12 protein-coding genes are annotated in these 12,961 nt (G+C 70.4%); 5 read left to right on the forward strand and 7 right to left on the reverse strand.

Annotated elements, in window-relative coordinates; all coding sequences use genetic code 11:
- The first annotated feature begins 447 nt into the window (after positions 1-447).
- Entirely contained in the window at positions 448-2,145 is a 1,698-nt protein-coding gene (locus TSO352_RS01550) for a methyl-accepting chemotaxis protein (protein ID WP_247871837.1), read from the forward strand.
- A 2-nt stretch (positions 2,146-2,147) separates the two neighbouring features.
- On the opposite strand, the gene TSO352_RS01555 is transcribed toward TSO352_RS01550, so the two are convergent.
- The 4 genes from TSO352_RS01555 to TSO352_RS01570 form a co-directional block, all read right to left on the reverse strand.
- Positions 2,148-3,344, reverse strand: coding sequence for a DNA polymerase IV (locus tag TSO352_RS01555; RefSeq protein WP_109105641.1), 1,197 nt, complete (start codon positions 3,342-3,344; stop codon positions 2,148-2,150).
- A 118-nt stretch (positions 3,345-3,462) separates the two neighbouring features.
- On the reverse strand, positions 3,463-3,783 hold the full coding sequence (locus TSO352_RS01560) for a hypothetical protein (protein WP_109105642.1): 321 nt from the start codon (positions 3,781-3,783) through the stop codon (positions 3,463-3,465).
- Positions 3,784-3,829: 46 nt separating this feature from the next.
- Positions 3,830-4,495, reverse strand: a complete 666-nt coding sequence (locus TSO352_RS01565) for a response regulator transcription factor (RefSeq protein WP_109105643.1) — start codon at positions 4,493-4,495, stop codon at positions 3,830-3,832.
- A 61-nt stretch (positions 4,496-4,556) separates the two neighbouring features.
- Positions 4,557-8,183: a PAS domain-containing hybrid sensor histidine kinase/response regulator gene (locus TSO352_RS01570; RefSeq protein ID WP_109105644.1), complete on the reverse strand. Its 3,627-nt coding sequence runs from the start codon at positions 8,181-8,183 to the stop codon at positions 4,557-4,559.
- Positions 8,184-8,657: 474 nt separating this feature from the next.
- Between TSO352_RS01570 and TSO352_RS01575 the strand changes: the two genes are divergently transcribed.
- Positions 8,658-8,906 (forward strand): hypothetical protein, encoded by a 249-nt coding sequence (locus tag TSO352_RS01575; protein ID WP_109105645.1) that lies wholly within the window; start codon positions 8,658-8,660, stop codon positions 8,904-8,906.
- A gap of 92 nt (positions 8,907-8,998) precedes the next feature.
- On the opposite strand, the gene TSO352_RS01580 is transcribed toward TSO352_RS01575, so the two are convergent.
- The 3 genes from TSO352_RS01580 to TSO352_RS33085 all read right to left on the reverse strand — a co-directional run bounded on the left by TSO352_RS01580 (position 8,999) and on the right by TSO352_RS33085 (position 10,529).
- The gene (locus tag TSO352_RS01580) at positions 8,999-9,289 is read right to left on the reverse strand and encodes a hypothetical protein (RefSeq protein WP_109105646.1); all 291 of its coding nucleotides are present in this window, start codon (positions 9,287-9,289) and stop codon (positions 8,999-9,001) included.
- A gap of 73 nt (positions 9,290-9,362) precedes the next feature.
- Positions 9,363-9,611: a hypothetical protein gene (locus TSO352_RS01585; RefSeq protein ID WP_109105647.1), complete on the reverse strand. Its 249-nt coding sequence runs from the start codon at positions 9,609-9,611 to the stop codon at positions 9,363-9,365.
- A gap of 345 nt (positions 9,612-9,956) precedes the next feature.
- Complete coding sequence (locus TSO352_RS33085; protein ID WP_211100383.1) at positions 9,957-10,529, reverse strand: hypothetical protein; 573 nt, start codon at positions 10,527-10,529, stop codon at positions 9,957-9,959.
- Positions 10,530-10,807: 278 nt separating this feature from the next.
- Here TSO352_RS33085 and TSO352_RS01595 point away from each other — a divergent pair, with 278 nt between their 5' ends.
- From TSO352_RS01595 to TSO352_RS01605, 3 genes are all read left to right on the forward strand, one after another.
- A complete protein-coding gene (locus TSO352_RS01595; protein ID WP_109105648.1) occupies positions 10,808-11,452 on the forward strand; it encodes a DUF47 family protein in 645 nt (214 codons plus the stop codon).
- A gap of 10 nt (positions 11,453-11,462) precedes the next feature.
- Positions 11,463-12,476 carry an inorganic phosphate transporter gene (locus TSO352_RS01600; RefSeq protein WP_109105649.1) on the forward strand — a complete coding sequence of 338 codons (1,014 nt, stop codon included), beginning with the start codon at positions 11,463-11,465 and terminating at the stop codon, positions 12,474-12,476.
- 111 nt (positions 12,477-12,587) lie between these two features.
- Positions 12,588-12,926 carry a hypothetical protein gene (locus tag TSO352_RS01605; RefSeq protein ID WP_109105650.1) on the forward strand — a complete coding sequence of 113 codons (339 nt, stop codon included), beginning with the start codon at positions 12,588-12,590 and terminating at the stop codon, positions 12,924-12,926.
- The last annotated feature ends 35 nt before the right edge of the window (positions 12,927-12,961 follow it).

The raw sequence follows: 12,961 nt of genomic DNA on the forward strand, positions 1-12,961 counted from the left end.
CGGCCGGTCCGCTCGGCTGGAAGGAGCGCAGCCCGGCCCGCGGCTGAGGTTGCAGAGGTGGGCCGGCGGCACGGAATCTTTGGGCATCCACCAAAAATTTACCATCTGCGTGAAAGACAAGATGAGGCCGCCAGCCCACAAGGCGGCGGCCTCGTCCGAACATCCCGGCTCGGCGCAAGGCCAAGCCGTTGGCCAATCGCCTGCGAATACTGTGCAGGACCTTTGGATCGGGCATAGAGGCGCCGCCTCTTCCGAAAGTCAGAGAAGAACAGCGTGGCGCTTCCGGCACCCGACTGTTACGATACATACATTCAATGCCCAACATATGACAAACGCAGCGAATACCGGTCGATTTCCGGCGACGCCCGATCACGCCTTGGCGCTCCGTCTGCCTTGGCGGCCGGCGCGTGCGCCCGGTCCGAACATCCGCGGGGAAAGGGCAAGAGCATGGCAGTGGGCGAAATGACGGCGGGCGACAAGACGGCCACCTCCCGGCCGCGCCGGTTCTGGAGCGTCGGGCGCAAGGTGACGGCGGCCTTCGTGGCGGCCATCGTCGGCGGCTTCATCGTCATCATGGGGCTGCAGGCCAAGATGCAGTACGACGACGCGGTGCGGCTGGCCACGCACGACGCCCGCGTCAAGACCGACATGCTGGCCAACGCCACCAAGACCAGCTTCATCGCCAGCGACGGCGCCTCCATCGAGACCGAGTTCATGCCGCTGGCCAACAGCCCCGAGGTCCAGCTCGCCTCCCTGCGGGCGGCGACCGCGGCCGACACCCTGGCCAACTTCTCCAACCCGCGTTTCGCTCCCTACGACCTGAAGGCCGACAAGGACCTGATCGAGGCGGTGCTGGCCGGCAAGGGGGCGCAGACCCGCTCGACCACCGGCCACATCGTGGTGACGGTGCCGGTGGTGACCGGCAAGAGCAACCGGCTGGTCGGCGCCCTCCAGGTCGCCTGGAGCCTCGACCAGCAGATCGACGCCATCGCCACCCAGATGCGCAACCAGATCGCCATCTGCCTGATCGCCCTGGTGGTGCAGATCGTCCTGCTGAACCTGATGCTGGGCCGCATCGTCATCCGGCCGCTGCGCGCCATGGCGGCGGCGATGGCGGCGCTGGCCGGCGGCAACACCGCGGTCGAGGTGCCCGGCACCGACCGCAGCGACGAGATCGGCGCGATGGCCGGCTCCGTCACCGTCTTCCGCGACCACGCCCGCGCCATCGAGCGCCTGCACGCCGCCCAGGCCGAGGCCGACGCCAAGGCGGAGCAGGCCAAACGCGCCGCGCTGCTGGAACTGGCCGACCGTTTCCAGGGCACGGTGATCCGGCTGGTCGAGGGGATCGCGGCGTCCGCCGCCGGCATGGCCGACAGCGCCGACCGCATGGCGGTGGTGGTGGGCGAGGCGTCGAGCCAGACCCGCAACGTCGCCCGCGAATCCGACGACATCCAGGCCAACGTCCGCTCCGCCGCGGCGGCGGCGACCGAACTCGCCGGCTCGATCGGCGGGATTTCGGAGCAGGTCGGCCACTCCGCCCGCATCGCCGGCGAGGCGGTGTCGCACACCGACCGCACCAACGCCACCGTGCAGGGCCTGATCGCCAACGCCGAACGGATCGGCCAGGTGGTCGGGCTGATCCACGCCATCGCCAAGCAGACCAACCTGCTGGCGCTGAACGCCACCATCGAGGCGGCGCGGGCCGGCGAGGCCGGCAAGGGCTTCGCCGTGGTGGCGACCGAGGTGAAGGGGCTGGCCGACCAGACCGCCAAGGCGACCGACGAAATCGCGGCGCAGGTCAACGCCATGCAGAGCGTGACGCGCGAGGCCGCCGACGCCATCGGCGCCATCGGCACGACGATCACCGAGATCGACGGCATCGCCGGCACCATCACCAACTCGGTGCAGGAGCAGAATTCGGCGACGCAGGAGATCGCGCGGGCGGTGGAGATGGCGGCGCTGGGCACCCAGGGCGTGTCGACCACCATCACCGCGCTGGCCCACACCGCGGAAAGCGCCGGCGCCACCGCGGTCGGCGTGCAGGACGCCGCCCGCGGCCTGTCGGCCCAGACCCGCAGTCTCGCCGCCGAGGTCGACCGCTTCCTGGCCGAGGTCCGCACCCAGGCGAACGGCATCGCCGCGTAACGTTACGGCGTCTTGCCGGGCAGGGGACCGAACAGGTCCAGTTCGGGGTCGGGCGCGGTTTCCGGGTGGGTCAGGTCGGTGCAGCCGATGCCGATCAGGCGGAAGGCGCGGCCGTCGACCTCGCGTTCCAGCAGCGCCATGCCGGCGGCCAGGATGGCGTCGGCCGAGCGGGTCGGCTCCACCCGGCGGGAGCGGGTGAGCTGCTGGAAATCCTTGGTCTTCAGCTTCAGCACCACGCTGCGGCCCAGCAGCCCTTCGCGCTCCAGCCGGCGGGCGACCTTGTCGGCCAGCGGTCGCAGCTCCTGCGCCAGGGCGGGCAGGGTGGTGACGTCCCAGTCGAAGGTCTCCTCCGACGAGATGCTCTTGCTGACCGATTCCGGCTGCACCCGGCGGCTGTCCTCGCCGCGGGCGTAGTTGAACAGCACCCGGCCCATGGCGCCGTAGCGCTTGACCAGCCAATGCTCGTCCTTGTCCTGGAGGTCGCCGACGCGGGTGATGCCGTCGGCGAACAGCTTGCGCTCCAGCGCCGGGCCGACGCCCCACAGGACGGTGACCCGCTTGGGCGCCAGGAAGGCCGTCGCATCCCGCCGCCCCAGCACCGAGAAGCCGCGCGGCTTGTCGAGGTCCGAGGCGATCTTCGCCAGCAGCTTGTTGTAGCTGAGCCCGATGGAGGCGGTGATCCGCAGCTCCCGCTCGAAGCGGCGGACGATCTCCACCAGCGCCTGGGCCGGGCTGATGCTGAGCCGGTCCTCCACGCCGGTGAGGTCGAGGTAGGCCTCGTCGATGCTGATCGGCTCGACCAGCGGGGTGAAGGCCTCCATGATCGCCCGGGCCTGGTGGCCGACCTCCTTATATTTGGCGATGTTGGGGCGGATGATGGTGGCATCGGGGCAGCGGTCCAGCGCCTCGCGGATCGTCATGGCGGAGCGCACCCCCGACATCCGCGCGACATAGCAGCAGGCCGCCACCACGCCGCGATGGTCGTCGCCGCCGACGATCACCGGCCGGCTCGCCAGCTCCGGCCGGTCGCGCTTCTCCACCGTGGCGTAGAAGCTGTCGCAGTCGATGTGCCCGATGGACAGCGCGTGCAGCTCCGCATGGCGGAACAGCCGCCGGCTGTCGCATTTCGGGCAGCGCGTCACCTCGCCCGGCAAGGCGGCGGCGCAGTCGCGGCAGACGCTGTCCAGGGGCGCGGTCATGATGGCCGCAGCTTAGCAAAGGCGCGGGTGAACCGCCAGCCTATGCGTACAAAGGAAGAACGGAGCTGGAGCGCCGGCGGGCGTGTTGCAAGGGTTCAGAGCCTTCCAACCGGTCCGGTCAGCGCGACGGCGACTTTGCCCGGTCGCTGGCGGCAATGCGCGAGGCGAGGGCCTGCAAACCGCCCAGCAGCAGCTTCACCATCGCCCAGTGGTAGAGCGCGGATCCGGCCAGGACCGCCAGCAGGGTGCTCCACCCGTCGATCCAGCCGGCGAGCAGTGCCACGATGACGGAGGCAGCGGCCGAGACCATCAGCGCCACCAGGATCACCAGCCCGTTGGCACCGTTGATTCGGCCGAGGATCGCCGCCCGCTCCATCGCCGCGGCACCGAGCAGGACGACCAGCGACAGGGTCAGGGACAGGCTGAGCAGCAGGACCATGGAGGCACTCGGGTTACGGTCAGGGTCAGTGACAAGGAGGCGGACATCACCGCAGCGCGTCGCCATCCACCGCCAGCCGGCCCGCCACCACGGCGGCCTGGGTGCGGCTGATCACGTTGAGTTTGCGCAGGATGCTGGAGACGTGGACCTTCACCGTCTGTTCGGACACGTTCAGGTCGCCGGCGATCTGCTTGTTCAGCTTGCCGTCGACGATCATGGTCAGGATGCGCAGCTGCTGCGGCGACAGCGAGGCGAAGCGGCGGGCGGCCTCCGCCTCCTCGGCCTCGACCGAGGCGGCCGACAGCGGCGGCGCCCAGGTCTCGCCGCACAGGATGGCGCGGATGGCGTCGGCCATCGCCGCCATCGACAGCGACTTCGGGATGTAGCCCGACGCGCCGTAGGCCAGCGCCCGGCGGATGGTGTCGGAATCCTGGAGCGCCGACAGGATGGCGACCGGCACGGTCGGGTGGTGGGCCAGCATCAGGAACAGGCCGGCGAAGCCGTGGGTGCCCGGCATGTTGAGGTCGAGCAGCACGAGGTCGACGTCGTCCGGCCGCTCCCCCACCGCGGTCATCACCGCGTCCAGATCGGGGCACTCGATGACGCGGACGCCCGGCATCGCCTTGCCCAGCGCGTCGCGCAGCGCCGCCTGCACCAGGGGATGGTCGTCCCCGATGACGATGGTCGTCCCTTCGGACCTGTCCTCTGCCATGGCTCCCCCGCGCCTCCCCCGCGCTTGGCGGCCGCCCGGCTTTTGTCCGGTTCCAGCCCCCTTACCGTTCGGCCACCGCCGCCGTCTGCAACGCCGCCCCGTTCAGGAAACGGCGCAGCGAGGCCGGCTTGACCGGCTTGTAGAGCACGCCGCAGCCGCAACGCTCCGCCTCGGCCCGCACCGCTTCGGAACGGTCGGCGGTCAGCAGCAGTCCCTTGACCGGACGGTCCCACAATTCCCGCAACCGCTCCAGAACCGCAAGCCCCGTCTGCCCGCCGCCGACGTGATAATCGACACAGACCACATCGGGAAGCGTCCCGTCGAAGGGGGCGAGCGCCTCCAGCGCCCCGGTCACGTCCGACGCCGTCGCCACCCGGCAGCCCCATTGGCCGAGCAGGGCGCGCAGCCCGGCCAGGATCGGTTCCTCGTTGTCGATGCACAGCACCAGCAACCCGGCGGCCAGCGCGCCGGCCGGTACCGGAGCGGGGCCGTCGGGCGGCAGGGCGCGGCGGTCGGACAGCGGCACCTCCACGGCGAAGCCGGTGCCGCGGCCGACGGTGGAACGCAGCGTGACCGGATGGCCGAGCAGCCGGGCGATGCGGTCGACGATGGCCAGCCCCAGCCCCAGCCCCTTGTCCTCCGCCCTGGCCGCCGCCCTGGCCGCCGCGTTGCCGGCGGCGCCGCTGGTTTCGGTCCCCAGCCGGCGGAACTCCTCGAACACCTCGTGGCGCTTGGCCTCGGGAATGCCGGGGCCGGTGTCCCACACCTCGATGCGCAGCCGGTCGCGCTGGCCGGGAGCGGTGGCCGGGGCGCGGCGGCAGCCCAGCAGCACCCGCCCCTGCGGCGTGTAGCGGATGGCGTTGGACAGGAAGTTCTGCAGCACGCGGCGCAGCAGTTGCGGATCCGACCGCACCACCGCGCCGCAGCCGACCACCTTCAGCGTCAGCCCGCGTTCCTGCGCCAGGGCGGAGAACTCCACCCCCAGCCCGCGCAGCAGCTCGTCGATGGCGAAGGCGCGGACCTGCACCCGCACATTGCCGGCGTCGAGCGAGGAGATGTCGAGCAGCCCGCCCAGCAGCATCTCGGTCGAGCGCAGCGAGGCGGCGGCGTTGTCGATCATCCCGCGTTCGGCCGCCCGCTGCTCGGCCGCCCGTTGCTCCGAGGCCGGCAGCGGCCCGTGCAGGCTTTCCTCCAGCGCCGAGACGAACAGGCGGGCGGCGTTCAGCGGTTGCAGCAGGTCGTGGCTGGCGGCGGCGAGGAAGCGGGTCTTGCTGGCGTTGGCCGTCTCGGCCTCGGCCTTGGCCTGTTGCAGGGCGTCGGTGCGGTCCTGCACCCGCTGCTCCAGGCTTTCGTTGGCCTCGCGCAGCGCCTCGGCGGCGCGGTAACGCTCGGTCACGTCGGTGTAGGTGGAGACGTAGCCGCCTTCCGGCAGCGGGTTGGCGACGATCTCCAGCACGGTGCCATCGGGCCGCCGCCGTTCGTAGCGGTAGGGCCATTGCAGGCTGGCGGTGTCGCGGTTGGTCAGCAGCGCCTTCATGTCGTGGACGCTGTACTCGCCGCGCTGGCTGTTGAAACGGATCAGGTCGGCGAAGGGCACGCCGACCCGCACCATGTCGGGCGGCAGGTCGAGCAGTTCCAGATAGCGGTGGTTCCAGGCGGCGATCCGGTGATCGGCGTCGATCACGCAGATGCCCTGGCCGATGTTCTCCAGCGTCGCCTGCAGCAGCTTGCGGTTGAAGCGCAGCGCCTCCGACGCCTCGTCCAGCATCGCCATGGCGTCGCCGCGCGACAGCGAACGGCCCTGCAGCGAGGCCGCCATCACCACCCGGGCGGACGCCGCGCCGATCGCCCCGGCGATCAGCGTCTCGGTGAAGCGCACGGCGTCGAGGTCGGCCGGTCCGGCCTCGCCCTTCCGACCCGCGGCGTGGCGATGAAAGCCGCCGCGGGCGGCGTAGGCGTCGAAGGCGGCGTTGCCGCGCTCGGCCCCGACGAAGCGGATGGCGAGTGTCCGCAGGTCGGCCAGCTTCGACGGCGCCAGGGGGGTGTCGTCCTCCTCCTCGTCGCCGGCGGCGCTGGTGTAGGCGATGGCCTGGGTCCGCTCCACCGCGCTCGGCCGGGCGAGCAGCGAGCCGGCGACGAAGGCGGCCAGATTGGCCAGCAGGCTCCACAGGCTGGCGTGGGAGATCGGGTCGAGCCCGCCGATCCCGAACAGCGCCTGAGGCCGCAGCCAGCCGATGCCCCAAGGGCCGGCGTCCAGGAACGCGGCGGACACCGGGATGATGCCGCTCATCGACGGCACCAGCAGCGTGTAGACCCACAGCAGGAACCCGGCGCCCAGCCCGGCCAGCGCCCCCACCCGGTTGGCGCGCGGCCAGTAGAGCGCGCCGAAGAAGGCCGGCCCGAACTGCGCCACCGCGACGAAGGACAGCAGGCCGATCACCGTCAGCGGATAGTCGCGGTCGACCAGCCGGTGCATGACGTAGGCCAGCAGCAGGACGCCCAGCACCGACAGCCGCCGCACCAGCAGCAGCGTGCCGACCATGTCGCGGCGGCCGACGCGGGCGGCGAAGCGTGGGCGGCTCAGCAGCAGCGGCATCACCACGTCGTTGCACAGCATGGTGCTGAGCGACACCGCCGCGACGATCACCATGCCGGTCGCCGCCGACAGGCCGCCGATGAAGGCCAGCAGGCTGAAGCCGCTCGCCCCCGCCGCGATCGGCAGGGTGATCATGAAGGTGTCGGGGTTGACGCTGCTCTCGCCGAAGGTGACCAGCCCGGCCACCGCGATCGGGATCATCAGCGCGCTGAGCGCCATCAGGTAGGCCGGGTACATCCAGGCGGCGGCGCGGACGTGGCGGGGGTTGTCGTTCTCCACCGTCACGACGTGGAACATCTGCGGCAGGCACAGGAAGGCGATGATGGCGATCGAGGTGTTCGACCACCAGGTGGGGTCGCGGAAGTCCGGCGTCAGCAGCGGCCCGGCCTGCGGGCGGGCGATCAGGTCGGCGTAGCCGTCGAACATGCCCCAGACGATGAAGGCGGCCACCGCCAGGAAGACGGTCAGCTTCACCAGGCTTTCGAAGGCGATGGCCAGCATCAGGCCGCGGTGATGCTCGCTGGCGTTGATGTGGCGGACGCCGAACAGGATGGTGAAGACCGCCATCGACAGCGCGACCGCGAAGGCGGTGTCGCCCCAGATCGGCGGCGGCACCGCGGCCGGACCCGCCGGCGACGCGGCGGTCAGCACGTCGAAGCTGGCGGCGACCGCCTTCAACTGCAAGGCGATGTAGGGCAGCACCCCGACCAGCGCGGTCAGCGTCACCAGCGCCGCCACCGCCTGGCTCTTGCCGTAGCGGGCGCCGATGAAGTCGGCGATGGAGGTGACGTTCTGCGCCTTGGTGATGGCGATGGCCTTGGCGAAGACCGGCCGGGCCGCCAGCAGCAGGATGATCGGCCCCAGATAGATCGGCAGGAAATCGAATCCGCTGGCCGACGCCCGCCCGACCGAGCCGTAGAAGCTCCAGCTCGTGTTGTAGATGCACAGGGTCAGCGCGTAGAGGATGCCGGCCGACCGCGAGGTCGCCGGCACCAGCGTCCCGCCCTCGGTGCGGCGGTCGCCCCACCAGGCGATGGCGAACAGCACCCCCAGATAGGCCGCCGACACGGCCAGCACCAGCCAACTCTGCACGACGGTCAGAACCTCAAGCGGCGGGGAGATGAAGCGGTAGGGACATGCCGGGCCGAGCCTAATCCATCGGCCGCGCCGGCAACAACGGCCGGCCTAGCGATTGCCCAATAATTGTTCAATCCGGAACCAAGGTAGGGGGCGCCCGTCCTCCGTTGCCGGGACTACCCTGCCGGGCACCGGGTCCGGCCGTCCCAGTCGCCGCTGTTGCGGCGGCCGGCACTCCGGGGATTGCCGAAGCGGCCGTTTCCGTCTCCTCCCTCGTACGGGGACGGCCGCCTTCGCGCCGGACGGGCCTCTCTTCCCAAGGCCCGACTCCGGTGCGGTGGGCGGGAACAAACGGGGGGCCTCCGTCGATTTTAATGGGAAAGCGTCGCGCACGGGCCAATCTGTGGCATGATGGTCCATCATGAGGAGTCCGGCCGTCGCTGCCGGGTCCAGTGCGTGGCCTGAAACGGAAGACGGACGCCCAAGAGAATGCTGATCGACGCGTATTTGGGGTTCCGGGTTGGGGACGTGGTCCTCGACCGCGCGGAACTTGCGGCCGGCACCGCCACCATCAAGGAAATCCACGTCGTTCCCTGCGACTGGGCGCACGGGCTGACCGGCATCGCCGTGATGGAAAACGGCGCCGAGCGGTTCATTGTCCAGTTGAAGAAAGTGCGCCCGACGGAAGAGGCCGAAACCGAAAGCAACGTCCGCCCGCTGCGTCACCGGGCCCGCTGAACCGGGCACCCGGAATCGATTGGGGTGTGCAACACGGCCCGCCGCTGGCGACAGCGGCGGGCCGTGTTCGATTTCTTGCGGAAAACGCCCGATCAGTGGCGGAGCGCGACGCGCCCGCCGTTCAGCCGCGCGTCGTCGACGCGGGCGATGGCCGGCAGCCCGCGCAGGAACGCGGCCCCGGTGTCGGTCGCCTCGAACAGGACATGACCCTGGCGGTCCTGGCCGCGGAAGCGGGCCTCGGTCGCCATGCCGGCGTTGCGGACGGCGGCCGACAGCTCGGACACGGCCTGCCAGACGCGGGCGCGGTGTTGGGCAGGGCAGGAGCAGCCGGTCGCATCCGCGACGGCCAGCGTTACGGTGAAGGAATGAAGCTCGATCGCCATGGCGGCACCACGGAACTTGGGATTGCGGGAGGAAGAAAGCCCCGGATCGCTCCGGCCCCTGGGATCGAGGAACTCAGTCGTATTTGGGAAGCTTCGACAGGACAATGTCGCTGATGAGACCGCGCAGCTGGCTGACCGGGAGATCTTCGACCGGGGTGCGGGTGGCGCGGGCGTAGGTCTCGCAGACGTGCCAGACATGGTCGGGTTCGACCAGGATGAGGCGGGCGAGATCGTGATCATCGGCGTTCGCCCGACCGGGGAGCGCCTTCTCGCAGGCCAGAGCGGTATTCACCATGTCGCTGGCCAGACTGTTCAGATTCATGGATGGCACCTTCCCATGTCCGGGAATTGGTTGGGAACACAAACAGATTAGACCTTGGGACCGGTCGCCGCAACGGCGCCTATGACGTTCGTCTGTGACAAAACGAACGCTATGGCAATTCCGCCGCACTCCGGCCTTTCAAACCCGCGGCGCCGTGGGTGCGGCGTGTCTCGGGTGGCCTCTTCCGGGATCAACATAGGAGCGGCCATTCTATTCCGCCTGTGACCGTTTCGCGGGGCAGACGCGGCAAATTTCGGACACCCCCCGCCCGCATCGCCTCTTGCGCCCGAACCGGTTTTGCCCATCGGCGTTCAGGGTCTGGCCCGCTTCAGGTCTTGGCCCGCTTCAGGTCTTGATCGTGCCGTCCGGGGCGGAGCCCGACGGCGCCGGGGCGGGGGTGCTTGGGGTTGGGGCCGGAGTCGGCATCAGGCGCCAGTCGTCCAGCGCGCGCTTCAGGGCGTCCAGCCCGGCGCCCGCGGTGCCGCGCGCGTTCTCCACCGCCGCGGTGATGGCGGCGCACAGCTCGGCCCGGCGCTCCGGCGAGTTGCGGCTGTCCTCCACCGCCTTGCCCAGATCGTCGGTGGTGCCGCCGGAACCGGCCTGGGGCTGCACCGCCTTCGGGTCGACCCCCAGCAGCGGCAGCAGATACTCCCGCCCCTTTTCACGGGCGAGCGCCACCGCACGGTCGCCGAACCGCTCGGCCGTCGCCATGCCGGCGTCCCAGGTGCTGAGCGCCGCCGACACCGTGGGGCTGCAGACCGGCGCCGGCGCGGCGGAGGGAGGGGGAGAGGAGGGAGGGGTGGCGGTCTGGGCCAGGGCGGCGGGCGGCACGGCTGTGGACAGGGCGGCGGCCAGCAGCAGGCCCAGGACGGTAGCGGTCGGCAAACGGCGGCGAGGGGCGGGGGATGGACACGTCATCGGGAGAACCTGCGGTCGGAAGGGAGCCTGCCGGTCATTTGGGGTGAGCGCAGACGCCTTTCCATTCTACCGCGGACGGCGGGTCGGACCGCTGCGAAAAATGCCGCCATCCGGCCGCCAACCCGGCCCCGCGTCCCGCACGTGTGGCGATTTTGTTACCGGATGACTGTTTTATGACCTTGGCACGACAAGCCATCGCTGCGCCGCGCCGCGAAGCGTGATAAGAGCAGCCCGGAATCACCCGGTCCTACCACCCAGTCCAGACGAGACCCCGCCCCATGCTGTTGCGCGCATTCCGTTCGCTGATGCCGAAGGAGGAACGCTTCGTCCACCAGTTCGTCGAGCAGGCCCGTCACATCGTGGCCGCCGCGGTGGCGCTGGAAGCGGTGATGGATTCCGGACCGGACGACCGGGCGCAGAAGATCGCCGCGCTGAAGCGGGTGGAGAAGGACGCCGACCGCGTCGCCAAGGACGCCGGGCGCGACCTTCACCGCGCCTTCATCACGCCCTTCGACCGCTCCGACATCCTGTCGCTGATCAACGCGCTGGACGACGCCATCGACCTGATGGACGAGGTGCCGCGCCACGCCGGCCTCTATGGCGTGGAGAGCTTCGACGAGCCGATGCGCCGCTTCGTCGTGCTGATCCGGCAGCAGGCCGACCTGCTGGTGGAGCTGATGCCGCTGCTGGGCGCCATCGCCCGCAACGCCGACCGCATCGAGCAGCTCTGCGGCCGCCTGTCCGACCTGGAGGACGAGGCCGACGACGTGCTGCGCAACGCGCTCCAGTCGCTGATCGCCGAGAAGCCGGACATGATCGCCTTCCTCGGCCGGCGCGAGCTGTACGAGATGCTGGAGGCGGTGACCGACCGTTGCGACGACGTCGGCGACCTGGTCGCGGGCATCACGCTCGACCAGGTCTGAGGCGGCGGCGATGGAGGCCCTGCAACTCGGCCTGCCGGCGATCATCCTGATCATCCTGGTGGCGCTCGCCTTCGACTTCATCAATGGCCTGCACGACGCGGCGAACTCCATCGCCACGGTGGTGTCGACCCGCGTGCTGTCGCCCAAGCTGGCGGTCCTGTGGGCGGCCTTCTTCAACTTCATCGCCTTCCTGTTCTTCGGCCTGCACGTGGCCACCACCATCGGCACCGGGCTGATCGACCCGGCGGTGATGGACCCGGCGGTGATCCTGGCGGCGCTGACCGGCGCCATCGGCTGGAACCTGATCACCTGGTGGCTGGGGCTGCCGTCGTCGTCGTCGCACGCGCTGGTCGGCGGCATCGCCGGGGCCGGCATCGCCAAGGCGGGCTTCGGCGCCATCGTCGGCAGCGGCTTCACCAAGACCGCCGTCGCCATCGTGCTGTCGCCCGGCATCGGCCTGCTGCTGGCGCTGTTGCTGATGCTGGTGCTGTCCTGGATCCTGCGCGGCGCCGCACCCTTCGCGGTCGACCGGCAGTTCCGCCACTGGCAGCTGTTCTCCGCCGCGCTCTACAGCCTGGGCCATGGCGGCAACGACGCGCAGAAGACGATGGGCATCATCGCCGTGCTGCTGTTCAGCCAGGGCATGATCGGCGAGACCTTCCACGTCCCGTTCTGGGTCATCATCGCCTGCCAGGTGGCGATGGGGCTGGGGACGATGATGGGCGGCTGGCGCATCGTCCGCACCATGGGCTCGCGCATCACCGACCTGAAGCCCTACCAGGGCTTCTGCGCCGAAACGGCCGGGGCGATGACGCTGTTCGGCGCGACGTGGCTGGGCATCCCGGTGTCGACCACCCACACCATCACCGGCGCCATCGTCGGAGTCGGCTCCGCCCGCCGCACCTCGGCGGTGCGCTGGGGGCTGGCGGGCCGAATCGTCTGGGCCTGGGTGCTGACGATTCCCGCCTCCGGCATCGTCGCCTGGCTGTCCTATCTGGTGGTCGCGGCCCTGCTCCGTCCCTGAGGGGGCCCTGGGAACACGACGCGAACGGATAAACCCTTCGGGCCGCAGCGTGGCCTTGACCCGGCGGGGCCGGAACGGCAGGATCGGTGCTGTGGAGACAGGACACCGGTCATGCCGCATATCGAACGCACCGATCAAGGCGAGCAGTATGTGATTCCCGGCACCGAACGCCGGACGGCTCCCGGCTTGCCCTACGCGGCGGAAGCCGACGGCCAGTTGACCCTGCATTTCTACGCTCCGCCCGACAAGACCGAACGCCGCAACCGCCCGACTCCGGTGCGCGCCCTGGCCAACGGGACCGTCCTGGCCGGCGGCACGACCGCGGCCGGCGCGGCCGCCCTCGACGGCGCCGCCACGGGCACGGCCGCTCCGGCGGCGGTGGAACCCTCCGGCCATGGCCTGTTCGGCCGCCGTCTCGCCCATTTCCCCCAGGTGTTCGACCAGCCCTGAGGTCGAACCGGCCCGACGCCGGCCAACGACCAACG

The sequence above is a fragment of the Azospirillum sp. TSO35-2 genome (assembly GCF_003116095.1).
GTDB lineage: Bacteria > Pseudomonadota > Alphaproteobacteria > Azospirillales > Azospirillaceae > Azospirillum.

Excerpts from the sequence above, each read along its gene's own strand:
- TSO352_RS01560 (WP_109105642.1), bottom strand. The coding sequence starts at position 3,783 with ATGGTCCTGCTGCTCAGCCTGTCCCTGACCCTGTCGCTGGTCGTCCTG.
- TSO352_RS01565 (WP_109105643.1), bottom strand. The coding sequence starts at position 4,495 with ATGGCAGAGGACAGGTCCGAAGGGACGACCATCGTCATCGGGGACGAC.
- TSO352_RS01595 (WP_109105648.1), top strand. The coding sequence starts at position 10,808 with ATGCTGTTGCGCGCATTCCGTTCGCTGATGCCGAAGGAGGAACGCTTC.
- TSO352_RS01575 (WP_109105645.1), top strand. The coding sequence starts at position 8,658 with ATGCTGATCGACGCGTATTTGGGGTTCCGGGTTGGGGACGTGGTCCTC.
- TSO352_RS01600 (WP_109105649.1), top strand. The coding sequence starts at position 11,463 with ATGGAGGCCCTGCAACTCGGCCTGCCGGCGATCATCCTGATCATCCTG.
- TSO352_RS01550 (WP_247871837.1), top strand. The coding sequence starts at position 448 with ATGGCAGTGGGCGAAATGACGGCGGGCGACAAGACGGCCACCTCCCGG.
- TSO352_RS01605 (WP_109105650.1), top strand. The coding sequence starts at position 12,588 with ATGCCGCATATCGAACGCACCGATCAAGGCGAGCAGTATGTGATTCCC.
- TSO352_RS01580 (WP_109105646.1), bottom strand. The coding sequence starts at position 9,289 with ATGGCGATCGAGCTTCATTCCTTCACCGTAACGCTGGCCGTCGCGGAT.
- TSO352_RS33085 (WP_211100383.1), bottom strand. The coding sequence starts at position 10,529 with ATGACGTGTCCATCCCCCGCCCCTCGCCGCCGTTTGCCGACCGCTACC.
- TSO352_RS01555 (WP_109105641.1), bottom strand. The coding sequence starts at position 3,344 with ATGACCGCGCCCCTGGACAGCGTCTGCCGCGACTGCGCCGCCGCCTTG.
- TSO352_RS01585 (WP_109105647.1), bottom strand. The coding sequence starts at position 9,611 with ATGAATCTGAACAGTCTGGCCAGCGACATGGTGAATACCGCTCTGGCC.